Origin of the sequence: Microvirga lenta (assembly GCF_020532555.1) — a bacterium.
Taxonomy (GTDB): domain Bacteria; phylum Pseudomonadota; class Alphaproteobacteria; order Rhizobiales; family Beijerinckiaceae; genus Microvirga; species Microvirga lenta.
The window spans coordinates 171,726-197,262 of sequence record NZ_JAJBBR010000005.1 but is presented as its reverse complement, the minus strand read 5'-3'; the positions used below and the strand labels follow the sequence as shown (position 1 = coordinate 197,262).

Here is a 25,537-nt window from a genome sequence, read left to right as displayed (position 1 = left end):
GAAACGGCGCCTGATGCGTTGAACCTTTTCGACTGCAGCGCGATTGGTTCCCGATGCCCGTTTCAACCGCCGTTCGCCCCTCGACGCGCCACGCGAGCCTCGGCTCCGATTTCTACGACGTGGTCGCGCCCGCCTCGTTCCCGCAGCACATCCTGCGCTACCGCAACCGGCGCTGGGCGGCCAGGGTCGGACTCGACACGCTGACGGATGAGGAGTGGATCGCCCATTTCGGGCGCTTCGAGCCGCTTCCGGGGAGCCTGCGGGAGCCGCTGGCGCTGCGCTATCACGGCCACCAGTTCCGGACCTACAATCCCCATCTCGGCGACGGGCGCGGCTTTCTCTTCGCGCAGCTGCACGACCTCGCGGACGGGCGGCTGCTCGATCTCGCCACCAAGGGCAGCGGCCAGACACCCTGGTCGCGCCACGCGGACGGGCGGCTGACCCTGAAGGGCGGGGTGCGCGAGGTGCTGGCGACGGAGATGCTGGAGGCGCTCGGCGTCGAAACCTCCAAGACCTTCAGCCTGATCGAGACCGGGGAGGAGCTGGAGCGCGGCGACGAGCCTTCCCCCACGCGCTCCTCGGTGCTGGTGCGCCTGAGCCATTCCCACATCCGCATCGGGACGTTTCAGCGCTTCCTCTATCTCGACGAGACGGACAACATCCGCAAGCTCCTCGACTACACCGTCGAGACCTACATGCCCGATGCGCGGCGCGAGGACGAGCCCGCCCGTGCGGTGGCCTTTCTCGAGGAGGTCTGCCGGAGGGTGGCGCGCATGGGCGCGCAGTGGATGGCGGCGGGCTTCGTGCACGGGGTGCTCAACACCGACAACATCAACGTCACCGGCGAGAGCTTCGACTACGGCCCCTGGCGCTTCATTCCCGCCTACGACCCGGCCTTCACCGCCGCCTATTTCGACGAGACCGGGCTTTACGCCTTCGGCCGCCAGCCCGATGCGCTGCTGTGGAATCTCTTCCGGCTGGCGGAATGCCTTCTGCCGCTCGCGCCGCAGGCGGAGCTCGAAAAGGCGCTTCAGGTTTTCGAGCCCGCCCTGCACCGGGAGTTTCCGGCCGCGCTCCTGCGCCGTCTCGGCCTGGCTTCGGCGGGGTTCGAGCGCGACGGCAGGCTCGCCCGGGCGCTCTGGACCTTCCTGCACGAGACGAAGGCGCCCTTCGAGCAGACCCTGTTCGACTGGCGCGGCGGATGGGCGAGCGAGCAGCGGGCCGCGCGAAGCCCCTCGGCCGCGTTCTATGCGCAGCCCGCCTTCCGTCCCGTGCACGCGGCGATGGAGGGCTTCGAGCCTGCGCCGGATGCGCGGCTGGACCATCCCTATTTCGCCCGTAGGAGCCCCTGCACCATGCTCGTCGAGGATGTGGAGGCGGCCTGGGCCCCCATTGCCGATCGCGACGACTGGACCATCTTCACCGCGAAGCTGGACGACATCGCCACGATGGCGGACGCCTACGGCACCATGCCTACGTGACGGAACCGGGTGCGCCGCGGTGTGTTCAGGCCGAACGCTTCCAATCCAGGAGATTTCCCATGCAGCAGCGTCGACTCGGTCAGTTGCAGGTATCCGCCATCGGTCTCGGCTGCATGGGTATGTCGGACTTCTACGGCGGCCGTGACGAGGACGAGGCCATCGCCACGATCCACCGGGCCGTCGAGCTCGGCGTCACCTTCCTCGACACGGCGGACATGTACGGCGTCGGGCGCAACGAGGAGCTCGTCGGCCGCGCCGTCCGCGACCGGCGCGACCGGGTCGTGCTCGCCACCAAATTCGGCAACATGCGCGCGCCGGATGGGACCTTCCTGGGCATCAACGGCAGGCCCGACTACGTGCGCCAGGCCTGCGAGGCGAGCCTGAAGCGGCTCGGGGTCGAAACCATCGACCTCTACTACCAGCACCGGGTCGATCCCGAGACGCCCATCGAGGACACGGTCGGCGCCATGGCCGACCTCGTGCGCGAGGGCAAGGTTCGCTATCTCGGCCTGTCGGAAGCCGGTCCCCAGACCATCCGCCGCGCCCATTCGGTGCATCCGATCACGGCGCTGCAGACCGAGTATTCCCTGTGGAGCCGCGACCCGGAGGACGAGATCCTGGGCGTGGTGCGCGAACTCGGCATCGGCTTCGTGCCCTACAGCCCCCTGGGGCGCGGGTTTCTCACGGGGCAGATCAAGAGCCTGGACGATCTCGACCCCGACGACTGGCGGCGCAACGGCCCGCGCTTCCAGGGCGAGAACTTCCAGAAGAACCTCGACCTCGTGCGCGAGATCGAGGCCATGGTGCGCGAGAAGGGTTGTACGCCCGCCCAGCTTGCCCTGGCCTGGGTGCTGGCCCAGGGCGAGGACATCGTGCCGATCCCCGGCACCAAGCGCCGGCGCTATCTGGAGGAGAATGTGGGCGCCCTCGACGTGCGGCTGACGCAGGAGGACATGGAGCGCATCGACCGGATCATCCCGCCCGGCGCCGCCGCCGGCACCCGCTATGCGGCGCAGGCCATGCAGGCGCTCGGGCGGTGACTTCGTCCGCGTGATTGCCGGGAACCGAAAGGAGGGCAGGCTGAAGCGGAGGAGGAGCGAGCGGTGAGCGATCCGAACCAGGCGCCGGAGGCCGAGCGCGAGGAGCGCTGGCAGGTCCTGACCCAGCTCGAGGAGTGGCTCGAGACCCCGATGCTGGTGCTCAGCTTCGTCTGGCTCTCCCTGGTCCTCGTCGAGCTGGTCTGGGGCACGTCCGGCGTGTTCGAGCTTCTCGGCACGATCATCTGGATCGTCTTCATCGCCGAGTTCGTCCTGCGCCTCGTCCTGGCCCCGGACAAGCTGAACTTCCTGCGCCGCAACCCGATCACCATCGTGGCGCTGCTCGCGCCCGCCTTCCGCATGTTCTACGTCCTGCGCTTCCTGCGCCTGGCGCGGGGCCTGCGCCTCGTGCGCATCGTCGGCACGGCCAACCGAGGGCTGAACGCCCTGCGCAAGAGCTTCGACCGGCGCGGCCTGGGCTACGTGCTCGGCGCCACCGTTCTCGTGACCGTGCTCGGCGCGGCCGGGATGCTGGCCTTCGAGCCGGCGCGGGAGGTGGAGGGCGGGTTCGAGAGCTATGGCGACGCCCTGTGGTGGACCGCCATGCTGGTCACCACCATGGGGTCGGGCTTCTGGCCGGAGACGGCCGAGGGGCGCCTCCTGGCGCTCCTGATCTCCCTCTACGGCTTCGCCGTGTTCGGCTACATCACCGCCAGCTTCGCCACCTTCTTCATCGGCCAGGAAGCGAAATCCCGGGAAAGCGACGTGGCCGGCGTCGGGGACCTGGCCGCCCTGCGCGAGGAAATCGCCCTGCTGCGGAAGGAACTGCAGGGGCGGCGCCCGGACTGAAGCGCGCTGCCGAACGGGGCCTTCCGCGACTGACCGAGGCCGAACTGAACCAAGCCGGGCAGTACACGTTTTCCTTCGGGATCAAGTGGGATCTCATTCGACAGAATGGAGAGACTTATGCTGAAACGCCATATGGCGGCATGCCTTGCCGCTTCCGCCCTGTTCGCGGCGCCGGCCCTGGCCCAGACGTCCCCGACGGCCCCGGCGACGAACACGGCTCCCGTGACGACCCCGGCCGGACCGGCCGGTTCCACCATGGGGGCGAACCCCAACGCGGCCATGGGCGCCAACTCCTTCATCACCCAGCGCGAGCCCGGCATGTACCGCGCCTCCGAGCTGATCGGCACCGAGGTCCGTGGCGCCAAAAACGAGGATATCGGCGAGGTCGGCGACGTCCTGATCGACAGCAGCGGCCGGGCCCGCGCCGTGGTCGTGGACATCGGCGGCTTCCTCGGCATCGGCGAGACGCACGTTGCCATCCCCATGGAATCGGTCCAGTTCGGCGGTCAGCAGAATGCCACCGCCACGGGCTCCGTCGGCGGGACCGCCGGCACGACCGGAACCACGACGACGGGTGGCGCCACCACCATGGGCGGCGCCGGTCAGAACACGGCCGCCCGGACGGGCAACAACCAGCCGGGCATGGCCGGGGGTGCCAATGCCAGCGCGCCGGACATGATCGTCGTGGTCATGACCAAGGAGCAGCTCCAGAACGCGCCGAAGTTCGAGGAGAACAACCGCGGATCGGGCGCCGGCACGACCGGCACGACCGGCACCGGTACGACCGGAACGGGCACGACGGCTCCGCGTCCGTAACGAATCGTGGGGAGGACCTCGGTCCTCCCCATTTCGCCCATACGCTTGGCCGACCGGCCTATAGCCTCTCACCGAAAGGCTGCAGCGCAAGCGGACGGCCTCCCATGGATCCTCCGGGCCTGCTCAAGGTTGACCATTCATGGATCGGGTCCGCAACATCCTCGCTCTCCTGCGCGCGCAGCTCTGGATCATTCCGCTGGTCATCAGCGTCCTGTCCATGGCCTTCGCCTTGTGGATCCTCAATTCCGGCGCCGTGCTCTTCGCATCCTGGGACGACGGCAAGCTCTGGTGGCTCTACAGCGGCGATGCCAGCAGCGCCCGGGATCTCCTGTCGAGCCAGCTCTCGGGCCTGATGACGATGATTTCCCTCATCGTCTCGGTCACCTTCGTGATCCTCACCCTGTCGGCGAACCAGCTCGGGCCGCGCCTCATCAGCACCTTCATGGCCGACCGGCAGATCCAGGTGGTTCTCGGCCTCTTCCTGGGCACCATTCTCTACGTGCTCGTGGTGCTGCGCACCCTCGACGAGGATCTCGGCTCCGAGGGGGTGCCGCATATCGCGGTGACCCTCGGCAGCGGGCTCACCATCGTCTGCCTCTTCGCGCTGCTCTTCTACGTGCACAAGATCGCCCGCTCGATCATCGCCGACAACATCGTCGCGCGGGTGGCGAGCGATCTCTACGGCGACATTTGCGAGATGCTGCCCGATGAGGCGGACGGGACGGAGCGTGCCGTGCCGGACGTGACGATGCGGAAAGCCTGCACGATTTCGCTCGGCCGGAGCGGGTACATCCAGGTGATCGATTACGACGAGCTCGTCGCCGTCGCCTGCCGCGAGATGGCGCTCCTCGAGGTGAAGGTGCGGGCAGGGCACTTCGTCATGAAGAGCGGCGAGCACGTGGTCGTTCATGGCGAGCGCCCGCTCGAGCCCGACGCCGCCGAGGCGGTGCGGCGCGCCTTCGTGATCGACAGCCAGCGCAGCCCGGCGCAGGACCTGGAATACGGATTGCGTCAGCTCGTCGAGATTGCCCTGCGGGCCCTCTCGCCGGGCATCAACGATCCCTTCACGGCGATCGCGGTCATCAACCGTCTGGGAGCCGCCCTGGAGGAGATCTTCGGGCGGCAGCTCCAACCGAGGGTGCTGCGGGACAAGGAAGGGGCGATGCGCGTCATCGCCCAGCGCTCGGACGTCGAGGGGCTGGCCGACGCGGCCTTCGACGCCATCCGCCAGGCGGCCCGCGGGCATCCCGCCGTGCTCATCCGGATGGCCGACGTGCTGGGGCAGCTCGCGCCCGCCGCGAAGACCGACGCCATGCGCGAGGCCGTGACGCTGCAGCTCGCCAAGCTGGCGGAGACGGTCGGAGAGGCCGGTCTCGCGCCCAGCGACCGGACGGCGGTTCTGGTTCGCATCGAGCAGGCGAAGGTCGCCGTCAGCGCCCGGCCGAAGGAAGGGCTCCTCCACGCTCTCTGAACGACACGGCAGCGGCTGCCCTTTGGTCCGTCTCGGAAAAGGCGATGTCGTCTGATATGGTGTCTCCCTGCCCATCCCCTGCGGATGGATTGGAGCGGAGGCGGTGATGGTCGAGGTGGAGAATCTCTGGCGGAACCTCTGGCCCGAGCTGCTTCGCTGGGGCGAGCAGCTCACCGAGATGCTCCGCACCCTGGATCCGGTGCTCCTGGCGATCCTGGCGGCGCCGGCGATCCTGGCGCTCCTGTTCCGCAGCTTCACCGCCTTTCTTCTCACGCTCGTTCTGGCCGCCATCGCACTCTTCAGCTTCCAGGTCGGGACGGACCCGCTCTTCCGCTGGGCGCTCACGGCGCTCACGGTCCTGGCGGGGCTTCTGGCGGTGGTGTTGGCCGCCATGCTGCGCCGGAGGCGACGGCAGGTGCATCGCATGGATCTGCGTCTGGGCGAGCTCCGCCGCGAACTCGACGATCTGCGCGAAAAATACGACGGCGAGATCTATTGGCGCCGGGCCACCGAGCGGGTGGCGGCGGGCGAGACCGGCTGAGGCTGCCGGGGCAGGGGATACTCCGTTTCCGGGCGATTGGCAGCGCGGCCGTCTGCGGCTAGGTTGCGCCGCAAATCAAACCAGGAACGAGAGTGAGCCGCAGAGCCATGACCGACACGCCCCCCGACCGCCTGTCCGTGAATCCCAGCAGCCCCTACTACGACGAGGCCCTCCTCTCGCGCGGCATCGGCATCCGCTTCAACGGGGCCGAAAAGACCAATGTGGACGAGTACTGCGTCAGCGAAGGCTGGATCCGGGTCACCGCCGGCAATGCCAAGGATCGCGCGGGCAATCCCATGACGATCAAGCTCAAGGGCAAGGTCGAGCCCTATTTCCGCGACGCGTAGGCGACGCCGGATTCAGGACAGCGCGCGCAGATCCGCCCTCAGGGCATCGGGCTCGGCCTGCGTGATCAGCTGCGCCGTCTGCTCCTGGGCCTTCTCCCAGAGCGGCATGGCCGCCGCCAGCAGCGAGCGGCCTTCGGGCGTCAGGCTCAGGAGCCGGCTGCGCTTGTCGGCCGGATCGACGCCCACCGTCACGAGGCCCCGCCGCTCCAGCGGCTTCAGGTTGGCGGTCAGGGTGGTGCGGTCCATGGCCAGCAGGGACGAGACCTGGCTCATCGTCGGCGGCGCCGGCCGGTTGAGCGACATCAGCAGCGAGAACTGGAAATTCGTCAGCCCCAGGGGCCGCAGCGCCACGTCGTAGCGACGGGCGACGGCCCGGGCCGCACGCTGCACGTGCAGGCACAGGCAGGTATCGCGGACCCTGAGGGTGAGATCGAAGGGAAGCTCGTCACGGCTTGACATGGTCTTTATTATGTTGATATCAACGTATTTGTCAAGGCCGAGTGCCCGGACTCACCGGGCCGCCAGATGTCCAGGCTGGGAAGCGATCACACCCATCGCCACGCCGTCGGCAAGGCCGACCATTCTCGAAGAGGGAGAAGACCATGGATACCGCTGCCTACAAAGTCAGGTCCGAGGACCAGGTTCGCGATCTGCTGCATTCCTGGCTCAATGCGGTCCGAGCCAAGGACGTGGATGCGATCGCATCCCACTATGCGCCGGACATCGTGGCCTTCGACGCCATCGCGCAGCTGCAGTTCAAGGGAGTCGACGCCTACAGCCAGCACTGGAAGGCGTGCATGGACATGTGCGAGGGCGCCATGACCTTCGAGATTCACGACCTCGCCATTGCGGCGGGCGAGGACGTGGCCTTCGGCCATTATCTCAGCCGCTGCGGTGGAGCGGATGCGAACGGCGAAGAGAAGTTCTGCTGGATGCGCGTGAGCGTCGGCTGCCGAAAGAAGGCCGACCAGTGGACGATCGTGCACGAACACTTCTCGGCCCCCTTCGACATGGAAACCGGCAAGGTGTTGTTCGGACTCGAACCGTAAAGGAAGATTCGTTATCCCGAGCGGGCGCGGCGGGAAGCTCCTGTCGCGCCCGGTTTCGTTCTGCCGGACCGGGAAGTGAAGGCGGGGGAGGCGGACCCTTCCGGCCTCAGAACGCAGGCGGTTTGCCGGAGGCGAGGACGAGCTTGTCGCCGCGACGCTCGTAGATGACCGTCGTGGCCACCTTGGTTCCGTCTGCGAACTTGCCGCCGTAATCGATCAGCAGGCGACCGCCCGGATCCACGCGCCAGGCGGCGTTGATGTCCGTGCAGGGTTCGCCCTTTTCCTTCGCCTCGCAGTTGCTCAGGCGCAGCGGAATGCCGTCCCTGGGGCCGAGCCTGACGGCGCGTCTGTCCCGGAAGATGAAGGCCTGCAGGGAGCTCGACGTCTCGCCCTGGAACGTGCCGCCGCCCTCGATGACGATGCCGTTGTCGGGACCGAGCCGCGTGGGGGTGACGATGCCGGGATCGCCGAAGGTTCCGCTTTCGGCGAACCCGTCATGGCGCCCTTCGACGGTCAGGTCGTCCTTGCTCTTGCGCAGGAAGACGGCGCTCAGCTCGCCGGCGCAGCCATGACAGGCCTCTCCGGGAATCCGGCCCAGGGTGAGCAGCACCACCGAATCGCCGTAGAGAATGGCCTGGTAGGGAAAGAGGCACGGCGCCGCCCCGTGCTGGCGAACGCTGCGACGGCTCTCCGGGATCTTCGGATAGGCGGCCTTGACCGCGTCGCGCAGGAGCGGGTCCGCCGCCATCATCTTCGCCGAGCCCGGGCACAGGAGCTGCGGCTTGCCGTTTCCCTGGGCCTGAGCCGCCGCGCCCGTCAGGAGCCCCGCGGCGATCAGGAGGAGAAGCGGCCTCGTCCTCCTCCGGTGCCCAACCCCGTCTGTCATGTGTCCCGCACCCAATTACGTTGGGGAAGATGCTACAGGTCCCGCGGTGGCGTGAGAAGTGCGGACGTGAGGGGGTAGGCACCGGGTCCCGACCGGCGCCGGGCGACTGCCGGGTCGAGACAACTCCCGATGGCCGTATTTCCCGGATGCATTTTTCCTCATCTTGTGAAGTAGCCCGGATGTCTCGGCGGCCAGAGGCGGGATACCCAATATAGAGGTCATGACCTTTGGGCAGCGGTGCCAATATTGACCTGCGGGCATGCCGCGACGGAGCCCCAGCACGGTCAGCGAGATGGGATCAAGCCACAGTTATCACGTACAGGGTCGCCGGCGGCCCAGGACCATCCCGTCGACCGGGCTGCGCACGGTCGTCGTTCATGATCTCGAAGCTTTGCGGCCGCATTTCGACTCGTGGCGGCGATTGGCCCTGGAGGCGCCGCAGAAGCTGGCGACGCTGCTGCCGGCTTGGGTCGATGCCGGTTTCCGCCATGGTCCGGAGCCCGGCGAACTCTGGTTCTGCTGCTTCGTCTATCTGGCCGAAAGGCTCGTCGGCGTGCTGCCGGTGATTGCCGGGCCGCACCCGGTGCTGGGCCGGAGCCGGCCCGTCCTGCGCACCTGCGACAGGCATGTCACCATGGACAGGATCCTGCTGGCGCCGGACCAGGCGGGACCCGCGCTGAGGGCGCTGCTGGAAGCCGTCGACAGGGAGGTGCCGAGCCATCTCGGCATCGATCTCATGGCGGTGCGCAGCAATTCGCCCCTGTGGGCGGCCCTGGAGGAGGGGCTCGAAGGCTACGTGGTGCGTCGCGGTGCGCGCTACATGAACTCCTTTCTCGACGTGAGCGGCGATTTCGACAGCTTTCTGACGACCGCCGGAAAGATGCGCACCAACCTCAAGCGCTATCGAAGGAAGCTCGATGGAATGGGGCATGTCTCGGTCGAGATCAGGAAAGGGGACGAGGCCGATGTCGGGTTCCTGGACGAGTTCCTGGCCCTCGAGGCATCGGGCTGGAAAGGGCGCCTCGGCACGGCAATCCTCAACAGCGAGAACTCCCTCGCATACCACACCACCCTGGTGAGGAACTTCGCCGCCGAGGGAGGTCTGGAATGGTACGGTATCCGGGTGGACGATCACCTCGTGGCGGCCCGGTTGGGCATCCGCTGCGGGAGCGCCCTCATGCTCCCGAAGGTGGCGTTCGACGAGAACTTCGCCATGTGCAGGCCCGGCACTCTCGTCACGGCGGAGGCGCTGAAGGACGCCTTCTCCCGTCCCGAGATCGACGAGATCAATCACATGAGCTTCGCGGAGGCGCACCGCTACTGGCACATGCCGCAGGACGCCTACACCAACGTGCATCTCGTGCGCGCGAACGCGCTGCCGGTTCTGTTCCAGCTGTCGCGCGTGGTGTCGCGCTCGATCTACCGCGATTATGTGCGGCCGAACATTCCGGAAGCCCTGAAGGAAGCCCATCGCCGGTTCCGGCGCCGGGGAGACCGCAAGCCCCAACGGGCGGCGGAGAGCCGCCCCGCTCCGGACAGAGAGAAGGACGGCGGGATTCCATGATCGCGCCGATCCCCGAGAGAAGGCCGCTTCTCGGCCGCCCGCCGCGGCGGCGCCTGCGCTCGAGCGGCGTCAGCCCGCCGGGAAGGGCGGCTGTCTGGATCGACCGCCTGCGCGGACACGCGTTCCTGCGCGGCGTCGCCGTGGTGGTGGGCGGCACCGCGGCGGCGCAGCTCATCACGCTGGCCTTCTCGCCGCTCATCACGCGCCTCTACGGGCCGGAGATCTTCGGCGTGCAGGGCATCTTCCTGGCGGCGGTCGGCCTCGTGCTGCCCTTCGCCAATCTGGCCTACGGCGCATCCATCGTGCTGCCCGCGACCGACAACGAGGCGCGGGCGCTCTTCCGGCTCTCGGTGCTGATCAGCCTCGCGGTGACGGCGCTCTCGACATTGGTGTTCGGCATCTTCCACCGCGACATCGCGGAGGCGATCGGGTTCACCGCGCCCTCGCAATTGCTGTGGCTCGCGCCCGTGACGATCCTCGTCATAGCCGTCGCGCAGCCGTTCCACCATTGGCTGGCGCGCAAGAAGCAGTTCGGCGCCCTTTCGCGCATCTCCGTCGCGGAGGCAACCATCGTCGGCGGCGCGAAGACGGCGGTCGGCTTCGTGGCGGCGACGGCGCCCGTGCTGCTCACATCGGTGGCGCTCGCGGGCCTGCTCAAGCTGGCGCTGCTCTGGACCAGCGCCCGCGACACGCTCGTGCCGGGAAAACGCGCCGATCAGGATCCACCTGTGCCGCTGAGGGACGTGGCCTATCGCTACCGCGACTTCCCGCTCTTTCGCGCGCCGCACGACTGGCTCAACGGCCTTTCGCACAATATCCCGTCGCTCATGCTGGCGGCCCTGGTGGGGCCGGTGGCGGCGGGGTTCTACGTCCTGTCCTACCGGGTGGTGTCGCTCCCCATCACGGTCATCTCGGCGGCGGTGGGCACGGTGTTCCTGCCGCGCATCGCGGAGGCGAGCCACCGGTCGGAAAGGTTGCGTCCGCTGCTCCTGAAGGGCACCGCCGCGCTGGCGGCGGTCGGCCTTCTTCCCTTCGGGATCATGATCGCCTTCGCGCCCTGGCTCTTCAGCCTCGTCTTCGGCGCGGAATGGACCGCCGCGGGGGATTACGCCCGCTGGCTGTCCTTGTGGTTCTACATCGTCTTCATCGGCTCGCCCGCCTATCAGGCCATCCCGATCCTCGGGCTTCAGGGGCATCTTCTCGCCTATGAGATCGTGGTGCTGGCCCTGCGCACCTCCGCGCTCGCCGTCGGCGCCTTCGTGTACCAGGACGGCACGGTCGCGGTGGCGCTGTTCGCCGTGGTCGGCATGCTCGTCAACATCAGCCAGATCGGCTGGTGCATCTTCAGCTGCGACCGGCGCCTGCGCAGCGGGATCTGACCCAAAAAGAAGGGCCCGGAGCGGATGGCTCCGGGCCCGCGGTGCCGCGTCAGCCGTCAGGCCGCCTTCACGCCGCTGAGGAAGTGCTCGACCTCGCGGCTGAGTTCCTCCGAGTGGCGCGCCAGTTCCTGCGCCGCTCCCAGAACCTGGGATGCGGCGGCCCAGGTCTCGCACGCGCCATGCTGCACGTCGGTGATGCTGCCGGTGACGAACTCTGTGCCCTGCGCGGCCTCCTGCACGTTGCGGGAGATTTCGGCCGTTGCGGCTCCCTGCTCCTCCATCGCGGCCGCGAGGCTGGTGGAGATCTGCGACATTTCCGAGATGGTTTGCGCGATCTCCTGGATGGCGCCCACCACCTCCTGGGTCGCCTGCTGCACGCTGGCGATCTGGCTGCCGATCTCCTCGGTGGCCTTGGAGGTCTGGTTGGCGAGTTCCTTGACCTCGCTCGCCACCACGGCGAAGCCCTTGCCGGCTTCGCCCGCGCGCGCCGCCTCGATGGTGGCGTTGAGCGCCAGCAGGTTGGTCTGGCCCGCAATGGTGTTGATGAGCGCGATCACGTTGCCGATCTTCTCGGCGATGCCGGACAACTGCTGGACCGTCATGTTCGTCCGCTTCGTTCCCTCCACGGCGCGCTCGGCGATGTGCGAGGACCGGAGGATCTGACCGGCGATGTCGCGGATCGAGATCGAGAGCTCTTCCGTCGCGGCCGCCACCGTCTGCACGTTGGCCGAGGTCTGCCGCGCGGAGGAGGCCACGCCCATGGACTGGCTGCTGGTCTGATTGGCGATCGCGGTCATCGACCGGGCGGTCGCCTCCATTTCGGTCGAGGCGCCCGACAGGCTTTGCGTCAGGACAGAAATGTTGGTCTCGAAGCGCTTGGTGAGCTGGTCGAGGGTCTCGGCGCGGCGCATCTTGGCGTCGGCTTCGAGCGCGGCGGCCTCGTCGGCCGCCTTCTTCGCAATCAACGCTTCCTTGAACACCTGAACCGCGCGGGCCATCGCGCCGATCTCGTCGCGGCGGCCCGTGCCGTCCACGGCGACGGCGAGCTGGCCCTCGGTGAGGCGCTGCATCGCGTCCGTGATGCGCAGCAGGGGCTTCGCGATCGCGTTGCCCAGGCCGACGGCCAGCGAGGGGACGAGAACGAGCACGATGGCGATGGCCGACCACATCAGAAGCGAGGTGCGGGCTTCTGTGGCCTCGGCATCGGCGCGGGCGGCTTTCTAGACCTCTTCCGCCGCCTTCTTGACCTCATCCATCGTCGGCTCGAATTCGGCATAGGCGGACGAGACGGACTTCATCTCCTCCGCCAACTTGAGCTGGGTCTCCATGTAGGCCGCGAAGTCCCGCTGATAGGCCGCCATGGCGGCAGCCACGTCGCTGCGGGTGGCGGGCGCGAGGGTGGATGTCGAAAGCGCCTTCGCGAATTCGTCCGCCCGCTTCTTCATCTCCTCACCGTATTTCGCGTCCAACCGGAGCATGAAATCCTTCTCGTGCCGCCGCATCATCAGCATCAGGATCATCAGCCGCGGCTCGTCGAACTCGGCCAGCTTCTTCTCGACGGCTCGCACGGACCCGCGCAGGCTGCCTTGCAGGCCGCTCTCCTCGTTCAGCCCCAGCTTCTGCCGCAGCGCGACGGAGTTCCTGAACCGCTCCGCATAGGCTCCGATCCCCTTCTCGATCTGCGTGACCTTCGCCAGGAGGTCGCCGCCGGCGGACGATCCCGTGAGTTCATGGGCCTCCTTCAGGTCGCCTTGGGCCTCCTCGACGATCTCCGCATGGCGGGCCGCGTATTTTTCGTCGGCGCGCAGGAAGAAGTCCTTCTCGGCGCGGCGCGCGTTGAGCAGGTCCGCGTCGATCTCGACGACCAGAAGCTCCAGCTTCGTTGCGGCGGCGGCCGCCCTTCGCTGCTGCTCGGCCGTGCCGGATCCTATGACGTAGACGAGGGCAAGTGCCAGAATGCCGACGACGCCGACGAGGCAGGTCGTGAGGATCTGAAACCGGAGAGATATGCGGGATAACATGGCGGCCACGGCCGACCCCCTTGGAATGAGGCTGTTCACCGCCGGAATGTGCAACGGCGGATGCATCGCGTGATGCATAGCGTAACGTTAGATCGGAAAGATTAAAGAATTCATTCCGGTACGCGCAGAATATTCCATGATGTGTCGGTTTAGTCTTCTATGGTTTCAAAGTGAAGAGATGCAGGGTCATGATTCTGCAAGTCGTCATCTGCGAAGCGCAAGGAAACGCTTCGTATTTCGAGGAAGTCGTCTTTGTGGATGCCGGGCGTTATTTCTATCAAAAGAGGTAGCCCCTCAACCATTTGTTGCGGAGCGCCGTATCCGAAAGATTGAGGTCCCGCGCCGGCAAATCATGTCATCGTGATTGTGCATCGAAGGTGTGCAGGCAACCAAGCATTGCGTGGTCTCGGTTTGCTTCCGCCGTATCGAGATTGCGAATAATTCTATGCCTGCCGGGCAGGCGCAAAGTGTTGCGAGTCGAGGGGCAGTCCCACCAACCGCTTTTTCAGGAAGTGCCCGATGGCGAGACGAGGTCTGTATTTCCACACCCTGACCCAGGAAGGGACCAGGGAGCTGCACTGGCTTCCGCACTGGAGCTCGAAACCCATGTCCCTGAACATCGATCTGGGCGAATTCGTCCCCGGTCCGCGGCCCCTCGCCGTGTTCAACGGCGACCTCTATTACACGGCGACGACGCCGGAATACGGAACGGAGCTCTACCGGCTGCCCGCGGGCAGCAAGACGCCGATCCTGATCGACATCAACAAGGGGCCCGGCGGTCCGGGGCCGGAACAGTTCGGCTCGCTTCCCATCAACCTCATCGAGTTCGACGGCCACCTCTATTTCACCGCGTTCACGGACGACCTCGGCACGCGGCTCTACCGGCTCGCCCCGGGCAGCAACACGCCCGAACGGATCGAGACCGCGGACGGGGCGGAACTGAGCATCACGCGGCTGCAGGTGTTCGGCGACACGCTCTATTTCGGCGCGCAGACCGAGGAGCGGGGCATCGAATTCTATCGTCTCGAAGCGGGCGGCGGCGCGCCCACCGTGATCGACCTGACGCCCGGTCCCGGCGATTCCCTGCAGGGCACCACGACCATGACGGAGCTCGACGGCGCGTTCTACTTCCCCGCGCGCAGAGACGGCCTGGAGGTGGAGCTGATGCGCTTCACGCCGGGCTGCGACACGGGAACGATCATCGACGTGAATCCCGGTCCCGCAAGCTCGTTTCCGGACAAGATCACCGCGTTCAAAGATGCCGTCTACTTCGCCGCGGGAACGGAGGAGGCGGGGCGGGAGCTCTATCGGCTGGCCGACGACAGCACCACGCCGACGCGGATCGACATCAATCCCGGCGTTGCGGATTCGAATCCGGACGCCTTCACCGGGTACAGGGGCCACCTCTACTTCACGGCCACGACGGAAGAGCATGGGCGCGAGCTCTACCGGCTTTCTCCCGGCAGCAAGAAACCCGTTCTCATCGACATCAACCGGGGCGCGGAAAGCTCGAACCCGTCCGGTTTCACCGAGTTCAGGGGGCAGCTCTATTTCAGCGCCTACACGGAGGAGCATGGGCGCGAGCTGTACAAGCTGGGGCCGGGGCGCTGCAAGCCGAAGCTGATCGACATCAACAGGGGTGAGGAGAGCTCGAACCCGCACGACTTCACCGTCAGCGGCAGGAAGCTCTACTTCACCGCCACCACCGAGGAGCATGGCGCCGAACTCTACCGGCTCCATGGGGGCAGCAACAAACCGCTCCTCGTCGATATCGAGCCGGGACGCTTCGGCTCCGACCCGATGGGCTACTACGTGGTCTGAGGCGCAGGCGGAACGCCACGACAGGCGATAACGGGCCGTGTCGGAGTTCAGCGCGGCTCGCGCCGTCTGGCGCTTGCGGATCGCAGGCCTGATGGAGGTGCGCAACGCGCCGCGCGAACTCTCCTCCCCACGGCCCTCGGGTTTGCCGGAGGCGCCGCGTTGTTCTCCTCCCCATGGACCTCGGGCTTGCCAGTCTACATCTCGCACCGGTGGCGCAACCGGACTCTCCTCCCCCTTGTGGGGAGGAGGTGGAGCTGGGGGTGTGGGCGATAGCCTATGAAGGTGTGGCGCCCACACCCCCACCTGGCCCTCCCCACAAGGGGGAGGGAATGAGGTCGCGCCATCACAGCCAAATCCTACAGCGGTATCATCCTCTCACACGAACCTACGGTGCGGCCTCTCTCCCACCGGTCTCGGCCTCGGTTCAAAGCTCATGCGGATGGCGCTGCGCTGCTCTCCTCCCCCTTGTGGGGAGGAGGTGGAGGTGGGGGTGTGAGCGCCATCCTGGTTCCAGTCCTGCGCCGGCACCCCCACCCTGGCCCTCCCCACAAGGGGGAGGGAAGGAGGTCGCGCTGTACGCTGCCACATCCACGACAGCCTCTCACCAACTTCCACCCTCATCCTGAGGAGCCGCATCAGCGGCGTCTCGAAGGAGGCTCCAGTGCACTCCGGAGACGCCTTCGTTCTTGAGACGCTTCGAGATGGTCATCGTGCAACCTCCCCGGCACGAAGACTGCGGGTGAATGTGGATGAACATCGATCGCCTGACGTCCGCACCTCGCCCGGTGGGAGAGGTGGGGGCGGTCGGCTCTGTCATGCGCGCGCCGTGCGTGCTATCCGCCTTCCCGCCATCCTTCATCCTCCTGGTCCGAGACGTCCATGATCCTGAACCGCTCCATCGTCGTGCGCGACGCCGAAGCCGGCGACGTGCCGGTGATCCTCGACCTGATCAAGGAACTTGCGGCATTCGAGAACCTCTCCGAGGCCATTCGCATCGACGAGGCGCGGCTGCGCGAGCACGGCTTCGGTCCCGCGCCGCGCTTCAGGGTTCTGCTCGCCGAGGATGCGGAGGGCGCAGTCGGTTATTTGAGCTACATGATCCGCTATTCGATCTGGGGCGGCGGCGAGTTCATCAATCTCGACGACCTCTACGTGCGCGAACGGGCCCGCGGGCTTGGCGCCGGCCGCGCGCTGATGCGGCGGATGGCGGAGATCGCCGCCGCACAGGAGATGGCCGTGCGCTGGGAGCTTCTGGTCGACAACATGCCGGCGAAAAGGTTCTACACCATGCTCGGAGCGACGATCTCCGAGAAGCTCATCGCCCGCTGGTCCGTGGATGCGGCGTGGGCGATGTGCAACTCGTTCCCGCGCGACTGAGACCAGGCGGTCTGCGAAGCGGCCTTGCCGGATACGAGACAGAGAAGCATGGAAAGGACGGCGCACATCACAGACCGATGTGCGGCACATTCGCGAAAACTATATAACGTTTGCAAGTTGTTCGTTTTCGAGGGTGCCCGTTATCCACCGCTCGTCGGGATGCGCTCCGAGGCGACACTGCGAGCGACGTGATCCCCGGTGAACACGTGCGAAGGAGGCATCCACCTTTGGGCCGTGCATGATTTTCGGCTGCCATGTCTGCGCCACATCCCGCGCCTAACAAAGGCGATCCGAAGGACATAGCCGTGAGACTTCCATGCGAATTGGCGATCTCTCCCGTGCCCAAGCTCCCAGCGGTCGCAAGGGCGATCTTTCGTTGTGGGCCCTCTTCCTCCTTCTGGTGACCAGCGTGCTCCTCGCCGGATGGCTGGCCGTGCCGCCGCCCGGACCGGAAGGGAAGGCGCCGGAGAGGGTCGCGGCGGCCACCCCGCCCAGGGTGGTCGAGACAGTGTCGGTATCCGCGCCGCAGCCGGCTGCTCCGGTGCGTGTGGCGGCCGTAACGACGGACGGCGCCTATGGCGGTCCTGTTCCGACGGCGCCGACGGCGGTCGAGACCGAACCCGCCGACGTTCCGGAGATCACGGGCAGCAACCCCGTCGCACCTCCCGAGCCTCCCGTCGCAGCGGCGCCTCCGCAACCTGCCCAGCCCGCGCCCGTTCTGGCCAGCGCCGCGCCGGCCGCCATTCCCGAGCCCGAACCCGCGGACGGACTCAAGGACCTCAACGCCGCCTCCCTCGAAGAACTCAACTCCCTGCGCGGCGGCGGCCGGATCGGCAAGGCCATCGTGCGCGGTCGTCCCTATGCCTCGGTCGAGGATCTCGTGAAGAAGCGCGTGCTGAACCGTTCGGTCTATGCCCGCATCAAGGATCAGGTCACGGTGCGCTGAGGCGCCGGGGCGAGTCTGCTGGTGCTTCCCGTGCCTGCCTGAGCCCCCTTCGAGACGCCGCTGACGCGGCTCCTCAGGTTGAGGGTGGAGTTTGGTTACGACCGTCGTGGATGTGGCGGTGTTCAGCGCGACCTCATTCCCTCCCCCTTGTGGGGAGGGCCAGGGTGGGGGTGTGAGCGATAGCCTATGACGGTGTGGCGCTCACATCCCCACCTCCACCTCCTCCCCACAAGGGGGAGGAGAGTCCGGTTACGCCATCGGTGCGAGATGTCGACTGGCAAGCCCGAGGTCCGTGGGGAGGAGAGCAGGGTGGCGCTTCCGGCGAAGTCGGGCAGGGCTGGGATTCGTACCGAGACGAACGCGGCCCCCTCAGCGATCGGGTTCCGTCCGGACTGCCCCCGCGCCCCGGTGCGGAGGAACGCGGCGTCTCCAGCGTGCCCTGGATCCTCCTTCGAAACCCCGCTTCCGCGGCGCCTCAGGATGAGGATCGGGCATGGTCGTGCATCGCGGCGGGCCGGATTTCAAATGCCTGCGCCGTTCTCGAAATGCCAGGCGTGCCGGTCCCAGTATTCCGCCTCCTCGCGCTCGATCCGCTCGAGATGCGCGGCCAGTTCGTCCCGAAGCTCGTGGATCGTGCGTGTGGGCTTTTCGGGAGAGGCGTCGTGCTCCGGCTCGAGCGGGGCGACCGGGATCTTCGCCGGCGTGAGGGCACCGAGGGCGCGGGTGAGGCTGGCGAGCGGCTGGAGCGAGCGCCGTGTCAGCTCGACATCCTGCTCCTCCAGGGCTTCGACGTGGCGGGCGGTGAGCTTCCAGAGTTTCTCGGTGGTCTTGTCCCGGTGGCGGGCGATGCGGGCGGGAAGGGCGGCCCCGGGCGGGCGGCGCCATTCGCCGTCCGTCGCGTAGCGCGAGATGGTGGAGGGCGACACGCCCAGCTCCGCGCCGATGCGCTTGTAGGATTTCGTCGTGCCCTCCACGAGTTCGCGCAGCTGCGTCACGCGGGCGGGCGAGAGCTTCTCGCGCAGCTCCGGGCTTTTCGCGGCGGTCGCATTCCTCCGCGAAACGGCCGGGGAGGGAGCCGCGAGAGGCGCCGAAAGGAGCGGATCTTCAGTCGGCTTGGGCAATGTGTCAGGTTCGGTCATGGGCAAGGAATGAAATATGATCAGGTGAGTACAAAACATGAACATAATAGCGTGGCGGGAGGCCCGGTCAAGCTTCGGTTGCGGCGCTGACCATGTGCCGGCTTGCGGTTGTGGATAACATCCGATGCTTCCCGCATCCCGCTCCTGCCCCATGGATATGCCGCAGGGGAAGGTTGCCTTGGAACGGCGTTCCAAGGCGTTGCAGGGAATTCCAAGGGATTCCAGGGCCGTTGCTGGAACGTTTCATCAGCGTTCCAACCGGAACCGATGACATTTCATCATTTGTGCTGATGCATGATCCGGCGTAGATCGGAGGCTCGCAACAAGGTCGCCTTCATGTCCCACGCCACCGCCCTCCAGAGCTCCGCGCCGGCCCCGGCCCGGTTCGACGGCACCACCTTCGGCCTCTACGTCGCCACCGTCCTGCTCTGGGGCGTGAGCTGGATCGGCATGAAGGCGCAGGTGGGCGTGGTGGCGCCGGAGATGTCGGTGCTGTGGCGCTTCGTTCTCGCCGCCCTGGTCATGTGGGGCTGGGTGCTCGCCACCGGAAAGCCGGTGCGCTTCTCGGGCGCCGATCACCTGCGCTTCGCGGTGCTCGGGTGCTGCCTGTTCTCGTTCAACTTCATCTGCTTCTATTACGGCGCGATCCCGATCCCGTCGGGCCTTCTCTCCGTGGTGTTCTCGCTCGCCTCGATCTTCAACCTGGTGCTGGGCTTCGTCCTCTTCCGCCAGAAGGTGGAGCCGCGGGTGGCCCTGGGCGGCGCGATCGGATTTGCCGGAATCGGCCTTCTGTTCTGGCCGGAGATCACGGGAGCGGGCTTCAACGCCGCCGCCCTGTGGGGTCTGGGATTGTGCGTCGTCGGCACCCTGTTCTTCTGCTCGGGCAACATGATGTCGACGGTGGTGCAGCGCCGGGGCGTGCCGCTGCTCTCGGCCAATGCCTGGGGCATGACCTACGGCACGCTGGTGCTCCTCGGGCTGAACCTCGTTCGCGGCAACGCCTTCATCATCGAGCCCACGGTGAGATACGTGGGCTCCCTGGTCTATCTCGCCGTCGGCGCCTCGGTGCTGGCCTTCGCGTGCTACCTCACCCTGCTGCGGCGCCTCGGCGCGGCGCGGGCGGGCTACGCGACGGTGCTGTTCCCCATCATCGCGCTCGCCGTTTCGACCGCCATCGAGGGCTATGCCTGGACGCCGCTGGCGGTCCTCGGCGTGGTGCTGGCGCTGACCGGCAACGTGCTGGTCCTGCGCCGGCCGGCCGCCAAGGCCTGAGGCCTTACTCCGCCGCCGCCGGAACCACGGTGCGGGTGGCGCCGAGATTGTCCAGCGACTGCTTGATGTGGAAGCACAGGGCGTCCGCCAGCGGGCTCTCCTCGCCGCGGGCGCGGATCAGGCCGATCTTGCACGAAGGCAGGGCGGGGAAGCCGTCCGAGGGGCCGAGGATGCGCATGCCGGGCCGCACGGCGCTCTCCGGCAGGACCGACACCGCCAACCCCGACAGAACCGCCGCGCCGACCGCGGTGGAATGCCAGCTCACATAGGCGATGCGGAAGGCGCGGCCCGCGCTCTCCAGCGCCTCGGTGGCCGAGTGGCGCCAGTCGCAGTTGGGCCGGCCGAGCGCCAGGGGAATCGGGATTTCCTCGTGCACCCCTTGGCGGGCGGAGGTGACCCACAGGAGCTGCTCGATGCGCACGATCTCCGAGGGGCCGCGCCGGTCCACATGGGTGATGATGGCGAGGTCCAGGTCGCCGTGCTGGATGCGCTCGATCAGGTTGTGCGTGGGCTCGCACATCACCGTCACCTCGGCCTTGGGGTTCGAGCGCGAGAAGCGCGCCAGGATCTCCGGCAGGTAGCGGTCGGCGTAGTCATCCGGCAGCCCGAGGCGCACGCGGCCGCTGAGCTCGTTCTCGTTGAAGGAGGCCATGCATTCCGCATTCAGGCGCACGATCCGGCGGGCGTAGTCGAGCAGGCGCTCGCCCTCCTCGGTGAGCTTCGACAGGCGCCCGTCGCGCTCGAAGATCGGGCGTCCGACCCGGTCCTCCAGGCGCTTCATCTGCATGGAGACGGCGCTCTGCGTCTTGTGCACGATTTCCGCGGCCCGGGTGAACGAGCCGGTATCCGCAATGGCCACGAAGGTCCGCAGCTGGTCGATGTCGAGAAGGTGCATGGGATCAGCCTCATCATCAATGACTTTGATGATACATATCTCAAACAATCGTTTCAAGTTATGAGATCATCAAGCTACACTAAAAATACAAACTGAAAAATTCTACTTATATTTCAATAAGTTAGGTGGAATTCTCGGCTTGGAACGTTTCTGCAACATCCCTGGAACGCCCCTGGAACGGGCTTGCAACGCCCCTGGAACGCTCGCTGCCGTTCCAGGGCGGTCACGTGATGCAGCGCGAGGAGAATTCCCATGGCCAAGACCATCGGTTCCACCACATCCTTCTCCGGGCGGGTCCTCGTCCAGTGGATCTCCCGCGCCGTCGGCAACCTCGTCAAGAACGTGCGGCACCGCCAGGAGATCAAGGCGCTGACGGATCTCGACGACCGGCTCCTGAAGGATATCGGCCTCACCCGGGACGACGTGCAGGGCGCATTGTCGAAGTCGCTGCTCCGCAACCCGTCCGTGGTTCTGGTTCAATCCATGGAGCGGCAGGCTCGGTCCGAACGGCCGAAGCCTTCACGCCGACCTGTGGTGCCGACGGTGACGCGTCCCGAGCAGGCCTGCGCCTGAGGCTATTTTTCAGGAGGCTTCGAAGCATCCTCGAAAATTGACTGGAGGGACGCGAGATACTGCCTCTGCATATCGCGTCCCTTCTCCATCATGTCGTCCCACGGCGCGGCCGATGGCGCCGGGTCCGGTGGGGGAGGGGCCGGCTGCTGCATGAAACCGGCCATCATCTCCTCGAACGGGTTGGCGGCCGGCTTCTTCTCCGGCGTCGCCGCATTCATCCAGATCGCCCAGAGCTGCGCCCACGGATCGGCCGGGTTTTCTCTCCCTTGCTGCTGCGGCGTGGCGGCGGCCTGAAAGGCGCGGCCCTGATGCGCCATCCACTGATACATCCCGCCCGCGAGAATCCCGGTCATGAGCGGCAGGATCTGCTGCATGGTCTCCACGCTCACGCCGACATAGTCGGCGGCCTGGTGCGCCACCCGGCGGGTCACGTCGTCGGAGCCGAAGAGCTGGTCGAGCAGCCGTCTTCCCTCTTGCTGCGCCTGGGCGGAGAAGGATTGCCCCGCGCCCTGCCAGAAATTCTGGTAGGCGTTGCTCATCATCGTCTGCATGAACCGGCTTGGATCGTTGGGCGAGGCCGCATGCTGCAGTCCCATGGCGAAGGCCGGCAGCAGGGCCGCCATGGCTCTCTGAGTCTGATCGCCCGAGAGGTGATATTGCCGCGCCAGCATGTCGAAGCCCGCACTCGTCTGGGCCTGGCGCATCAGATCGAACCAGTTGAACATCGCAGGCTCCTTCCGGGCGCTCGCCCCGGCCTTGCCGATTACAAGGGCCGGCTAGCTTGCCTCTCCAGACGTCGGATTGTCCAGAACGCAGTGACGATGGCCGCAATCCCGAATGCGATGGAGCCGAGGCCGATGCCCACCAGGGCGCCGATGGGCCCCCCGATCTCGGCGCCGAAATAGGCGAAGGGGATCATGCCCAGGGTCGCGCGGCCCCAGTTGAAGAATGTCGAGAACAGGGGAAAGCCGAGATTGTTGAACGAGGCGTTCGCCACGAAGACGAGACCGACGAAATACCAGATGAATCCGCTGAGCACGCAGAAATACTGGACGATTTCGGCGGTCAGCTCCTCGGCATGGAAGGCTTGGGTGATCGGTACGCGCACGAGGTAGAGGAGAAGCCACACGCAACCGACATAGACGGTCATGAAGGTGAGCGAATCCTTCAGCGTCTGCCGCATTCTGTCGTAGCGATGCGCGCCCCAGTTCTGGCCGAGAACCGGGCCGATCGCCCCGGCCAGGGCGAACAGGCCGCCGAAGGCGACGGGCGTCACCCGGTCGATGATGGCCGATGCTGCGATGGCCTGGTCGCCGAAGCGGGCCATGATGCTCGTGAAGAAGGCGTTCGCCACGGGGGCCGCGATATTGGTCAGGATGGCCGGCACGGCGATGGCGAAGAAAGGCTTCGCATCGGCCATGATGCTCTTCACCTGCGGCTTTGCGATCAGGTTGTGGAACCGGGTGACATAGCCGTAGGCGACAGCGATATAGACCACCCGCGCGATACCGATGGTGAGCGCTGCGCCATTAGCCTTGAGCCCGAGGCCGAAGATCAGGATCGGATCGAGCACGACCGTGACGGCCGCGACCGAAAGCGTGGCATACATGCTGCGCTTGGCATCGCCGGCTGCGCGCAGGACGGTAGAGAGGGCCATGCCGATGGCCATCAGCACATTGGTGGGCAGCACGATCCAGAGAAAGCCGTGGGCGACGCGATAGGTCAGGTCGGTTGCCCCGAGAAGCTTCAGGACCCACGGGAGCAGCGGCAGGGCGACCGCGCTGACGACGGCGGCGACGACGGCCATGAGAACGGTGCAGGACGAGGCCAGACGGCAGGCGTCCTCCCGGCGCCTCGCCCCCAGGGCGCGCGACACGAGCGCGCCGATGGGGATCATCAGCCCCACATTGATCGATATGGTGAAGAACATGACCACGGTGGCAAGGCCGACGCCCGCCGTCAGACTCGGATCCCCCAACCACGAGATGTAGAGAAGAGAAACGAGATCGACGACGAAGATCGCGATCAGGCCCGCTGTCCCGGTTCCCGTCATCACGAGAACGTGGCGCATGGTGGAGCCTGCGACGAAGCGAGGGAGCGCCGCCTGATCGTCCGCGGTTTTCCCCGCAGGGGAGGCGTCCATCAGAAGACTCCTTCGCCGAGAATGTCTCTCGTTTCCTCGCTGAGCGCGCGAGCCTTCCCGGCGGGAGCCAGGAGAGGCTCGGGGGCGATCTTGGCCCCGACGACGAGTTCCGCGCCGCCCATCGCGCCACTGGCTTTCTGCAGGACGAGCCGGGCGATGTCGCGCTTGCGAATGTCGTCGGCGGTTCCCGCGGCGATCTCGGGCGGCGTCCCGAGCTCTTCGAGGGCGGCCCGGCCGAAGGCAATCGCGGATTCGAAGACTTCCCTGACCTGGTAGTCGACGTCGTGCTTCATCAGCTCGACCGCATGGATCCGGTCGTAGGCGCGCACGAAGCTGCGGGCATTCCCGAAATTCTCGTGGATGATCTCGACGATCTTGAGCGTCACCTCAGGGTCGTCCGTGCAGACGCAGATCATTTCCGCCTTCTCGGCTCCCGCCGCGCGCAGCACGTCGAGGCGCGCGCCGTCCCCGTAATAGACCTTGAGGCCGAAACGGCCCGCATCGCGGATGCGTTCCACATCCTTGTCGATGACGGTTGCCGGAACACCTTGGCCCAGAAGAACCTGGTTCACGATCTGCCCGAAGCGGCCGAAGCCGATCACGAGGACGCGGCTCTCGAACTCGCCTTCATGCCCCTGCGGGTCCGCCAGCCCGGGCCCGGCCTCGCCGCCGCGCCTTTCCAGCATTTTCTCGACCAGGGTCGAGACGATGGGGCCGAGCAGCATGGTGACGGCGGCCAGGGCCGTCACGAGCTGCGCCTCCTCCGGTTCCATGAGACCAAGCCCCGCCGCGACGGGGAGGAGCACGAAGGCGAATTCGCCCGCCGGGCAGAGCAGAACGCCCGACCGCAGGCCGTCGCGCCAAGTGGCGCCGAACAGCCTCGACAGGACGGCGATGATGAACGTCTTGGCGAGGATCACCGTCGGAGCCGCGATCGCCAACAGAACCCATTGCCGGCCGACGAGGGCGAGGTCGATGGTCATGCCGACGCTGATGAAGAACAGGCCCAGCAGCATGCCCCGGAACGGCTCGATATCCGCCTCGAGCTGGTGGCGGAAGTTCGACTCGGCCAGGAGAAGCCCGGCCAGAAAGGCGCCCATCGCCATCGACAGGCCGACTTCCTCCATGAGCAGGGCCGCGCCCAGCACGACGAGGAGGGCGGAGGCGGTCATCACCTCGCGGGCGCCGCTGCGCGCGAGCACGCGGAAGAACGGGTTCAGCCCGTAGCGGCCGATCAGCACGACCGCGGCGATGGCGGCGACGGCCTCGGCCAGGGCGAACAGGCGGTCGGAGAGGCTTTCATGCTGGACCTCGCCGGTGCCGGAGGCCAGGAGGGGCAGAAGCGCCAGGATCGGCACGACCGAGATGTCCTGGAAGAGCAGGATCGCGAAGGAGCGCTGGCCGTAGGGCGTCTGAAGATCGTTGCGTTCGCCCAGCATCTGCAGCGCGATGGCGGTTGCGGAGAGCGCGACCGCGATGCCGGTGGCAAAGGCGGCATGGGGCGAGAAGCCGATATAGAGCGCCGCGCCTCCCAGGCAGAGTGCGGTGATCGCCAGCTGCGCGAAGCCGAGCCCCAGGATGTCCCTCTTCATCGACCAGAGATGGGAAAGCTTGAGCTCGAGCCCGATGATGAACAGGAGGAGCACGACTCCGAGTTCCGCGACCGTGACCAGGGTCTGAGGATCCCCTACCAGTGCCAGGCCCGAAGGGCCGATGACGACCCCCGCGGCGAGATAGCCGAGGACGGCGCTCAGGCCCAGGAGCCTGAACAGGGGGACAGCCACCGCCGCAGCCCCGCAGAAGGTCAGAATGGGTGGGAGAAAGCTGACGTGGGAGGCTGCGTTTGCCATCGGTCATCGGGAGGTGCGACTTGACGCTTCCTTTCTAGGGAGTCTTTTCCGGAAGAGCGAGCGTTTCTTGCAGGCGGCGT

Annotated in this window: 24 protein-coding genes; 15 read left to right on the top strand and 9 right to left on the bottom strand. The window is 66.7% G+C overall.

Annotated elements, in window-relative coordinates:
• The first annotated feature begins 53 nt into the window (after positions 1-53).
• From LGR44_RS09330 to LGR44_RS09300, 7 genes are all read left to right on the top strand, one after another.
• Positions 54-1,481, top strand: coding sequence for a protein adenylyltransferase SelO (locus LGR44_RS09330; protein ID WP_226739670.1), 1,428 nt, complete (start codon positions 54-56; stop codon positions 1,479-1,481).
• Positions 1,482-1,540: 59 nt separating this feature from the next.
• Positions 1,541-2,521: an aldo/keto reductase gene (locus tag LGR44_RS09325; protein ID WP_226739668.1), complete on the top strand. Its 981-nt coding sequence runs from the start codon at positions 1,541-1,543 to the stop codon at positions 2,519-2,521.
• A 63-nt stretch (positions 2,522-2,584) separates the two neighbouring features.
• The gene (locus LGR44_RS09320; RefSeq protein ID WP_226739666.1) at positions 2,585-3,367 is read left to right on the top strand and encodes an ion transporter; all 783 of its coding nucleotides are present in this window, start codon (positions 2,585-2,587) and stop codon (positions 3,365-3,367) included.
• Between the two features lie 117 nt (positions 3,368-3,484).
• Positions 3,485-4,183 (top strand): PRC-barrel domain-containing protein, encoded by a 699-nt coding sequence (locus LGR44_RS09315; protein ID WP_226739664.1) that lies wholly within the window; start codon positions 3,485-3,487, stop codon positions 4,181-4,183.
• Between the two features lie 139 nt (positions 4,184-4,322).
• Positions 4,323-5,654 (top strand): DUF2254 domain-containing protein, encoded by a 1,332-nt coding sequence (locus LGR44_RS09310; RefSeq protein ID WP_226739662.1) that lies wholly within the window; start codon positions 4,323-4,325, stop codon positions 5,652-5,654.
• Between the two features lie 106 nt (positions 5,655-5,760).
• Entirely contained in the window at positions 5,761-6,195 is a 435-nt protein-coding gene (locus LGR44_RS09305) for a hypothetical protein (RefSeq protein ID WP_226739660.1), read from the top strand.
• Positions 6,196-6,302: 107 nt separating this feature from the next.
• Positions 6,303-6,542 carry a DUF3297 family protein gene (locus LGR44_RS09300; protein ID WP_226739658.1) on the top strand — a complete coding sequence of 80 codons (240 nt, stop codon included), beginning with the start codon at positions 6,303-6,305 and terminating at the stop codon, positions 6,540-6,542.
• Between the two features lie 12 nt (positions 6,543-6,554).
• On the opposite strand, the gene LGR44_RS09295 is transcribed toward LGR44_RS09300, so the two are convergent.
• Positions 6,555-7,001, bottom strand: coding sequence for a MarR family winged helix-turn-helix transcriptional regulator (locus LGR44_RS09295; protein WP_226739656.1), 447 nt, complete (start codon positions 6,999-7,001; stop codon positions 6,555-6,557).
• 143 nt (positions 7,002-7,144) lie between these two features.
• On the opposite strand from LGR44_RS09295, the gene LGR44_RS09290 reads away from it, so the two are divergent.
• Positions 7,145-7,591, top strand: coding sequence for a YybH family protein (locus LGR44_RS09290; RefSeq protein ID WP_226739654.1), 447 nt, complete (start codon positions 7,145-7,147; stop codon positions 7,589-7,591).
• A 106-nt stretch (positions 7,592-7,697) separates the two neighbouring features.
• Here LGR44_RS09290 and LGR44_RS09285 read toward each other — a convergent pair whose 3' ends face one another.
• Positions 7,698-8,477 carry a hypothetical protein gene (locus LGR44_RS09285; protein ID WP_226739652.1) on the bottom strand — a complete coding sequence of 260 codons (780 nt, stop codon included), beginning with the start codon at positions 8,475-8,477 and terminating at the stop codon, positions 7,698-7,700.
• Between the two features lie 292 nt (positions 8,478-8,769).
• Between LGR44_RS09285 and LGR44_RS09280 the strand changes: the two genes are divergently transcribed.
• Together LGR44_RS09280 and LGR44_RS09275 are read left to right on the top strand one after the other, a co-directional pair.
• Positions 8,770-10,041 carry a GNAT family N-acetyltransferase gene (locus LGR44_RS09280; protein ID WP_226739650.1) on the top strand — a complete coding sequence of 424 codons (1,272 nt, stop codon included), beginning with the start codon at positions 8,770-8,772 and terminating at the stop codon, positions 10,039-10,041.
• Entirely contained in the window at positions 10,038-11,420 is a 1,383-nt protein-coding gene (locus LGR44_RS09275) for a lipopolysaccharide biosynthesis protein (protein WP_226739648.1), read from the top strand. The genes LGR44_RS09280 and LGR44_RS09275 overlap by 4 nt, the downstream gene beginning before the upstream one ends.
• A gap of 56 nt (positions 11,421-11,476) precedes the next feature.
• Here the strand turns inward: LGR44_RS09275 and LGR44_RS09270 are convergent, their stop codons facing one another.
• The gene (locus LGR44_RS09270) at positions 11,477-12,589 is read right to left on the bottom strand and encodes a methyl-accepting chemotaxis protein (protein ID WP_226739646.1); all 1,113 of its coding nucleotides are present in this window, start codon (positions 12,587-12,589) and stop codon (positions 11,477-11,479) included.
• A gap of 51 nt (positions 12,590-12,640) precedes the next feature.
• Positions 12,641-13,450 carry a hypothetical protein gene (locus LGR44_RS09265; RefSeq protein WP_226739644.1) on the bottom strand — a complete coding sequence of 270 codons (810 nt, stop codon included), beginning with the start codon at positions 13,448-13,450 and terminating at the stop codon, positions 12,641-12,643.
• A 510-nt stretch (positions 13,451-13,960) separates the two neighbouring features.
• Here LGR44_RS09265 and LGR44_RS09260 point away from each other — a divergent pair.
• The 3 genes from LGR44_RS09260 to LGR44_RS21785 all read left to right on the top strand — a co-directional run bounded on the left by LGR44_RS09260 (position 13,961) and on the right by LGR44_RS21785 (position 17,585).
• Positions 13,961-15,262, top strand: coding sequence for a hypothetical protein (locus tag LGR44_RS09260; protein ID WP_226739642.1), 1,302 nt, complete (start codon positions 13,961-13,963; stop codon positions 15,260-15,262).
• Between the two features lie 879 nt (positions 15,263-16,141).
• Positions 16,142-16,639, top strand: coding sequence for a GNAT family N-acetyltransferase (locus LGR44_RS09255; RefSeq protein ID WP_226739640.1), 498 nt, complete (start codon positions 16,142-16,144; stop codon positions 16,637-16,639).
• Between the two features lie 316 nt (positions 16,640-16,955).
• Positions 16,956-17,585 (top strand): ComEA family DNA-binding protein, encoded by a 630-nt coding sequence (locus LGR44_RS21785; protein WP_264196424.1) that lies wholly within the window; start codon positions 16,956-16,958, stop codon positions 17,583-17,585.
• A gap of 521 nt (positions 17,586-18,106) precedes the next feature.
• On the opposite strand, the gene LGR44_RS09245 is transcribed toward LGR44_RS21785, so the two are convergent.
• Positions 18,107-18,724 carry a helix-turn-helix domain-containing protein gene (locus tag LGR44_RS09245; protein WP_226739637.1) on the bottom strand — a complete coding sequence of 206 codons (618 nt, stop codon included), beginning with the start codon at positions 18,722-18,724 and terminating at the stop codon, positions 18,107-18,109.
• A 294-nt stretch (positions 18,725-19,018) separates the two neighbouring features.
• On the opposite strand from LGR44_RS09245, the gene LGR44_RS09240 reads away from it, so the two are divergent.
• Positions 19,019-19,996, top strand: coding sequence for a DMT family transporter (locus LGR44_RS09240; RefSeq protein WP_226739636.1), 978 nt, complete (start codon positions 19,019-19,021; stop codon positions 19,994-19,996).
• A 4-nt stretch (positions 19,997-20,000) separates the two neighbouring features.
• Here the strand turns inward: LGR44_RS09240 and LGR44_RS09235 are convergent, their stop codons facing one another.
• The gene (locus tag LGR44_RS09235; protein WP_226739634.1) at positions 20,001-20,891 is read right to left on the bottom strand and encodes a LysR substrate-binding domain-containing protein; all 891 of its coding nucleotides are present in this window, start codon (positions 20,889-20,891) and stop codon (positions 20,001-20,003) included.
• Positions 20,892-21,143: 252 nt separating this feature from the next.
• Here LGR44_RS09235 and LGR44_RS09230 point away from each other — a divergent pair, with 252 nt between their 5' ends.
• Positions 21,144-21,464, top strand: a complete 321-nt coding sequence (locus LGR44_RS09230; protein ID WP_226739632.1) for a DUF1127 domain-containing protein — start codon at positions 21,144-21,146, stop codon at positions 21,462-21,464.
• Between the two features lie 2 nt (positions 21,465-21,466).
• On the opposite strand, the gene LGR44_RS09225 is transcribed toward LGR44_RS09230, so the two are convergent.
• From LGR44_RS09225 to LGR44_RS09215, 3 genes are read right to left on the bottom strand one after another with little or no spacing between them, the layout of a single operon-like run.
• A complete protein-coding gene (locus LGR44_RS09225; RefSeq protein WP_226739630.1) occupies positions 21,467-22,189 on the bottom strand; it encodes a DUF937 domain-containing protein in 723 nt (240 codons plus the stop codon).
• A gap of 38 nt (positions 22,190-22,227) precedes the next feature.
• Entirely contained in the window at positions 22,228-23,607 is a 1,380-nt protein-coding gene (locus tag LGR44_RS09220) for an MATE family efflux transporter (protein ID WP_226739628.1), read from the bottom strand.
• Positions 23,607-25,457, bottom strand: a complete 1,851-nt coding sequence (locus LGR44_RS09215; protein WP_226739626.1) for a monovalent cation:proton antiporter-2 (CPA2) family protein — start codon at positions 25,455-25,457, stop codon at positions 23,607-23,609. The genes LGR44_RS09220 and LGR44_RS09215 overlap by 1 nt, the downstream gene beginning before the upstream one ends.
• Positions 25,458-25,537: the final 80 nt, after the last annotated feature.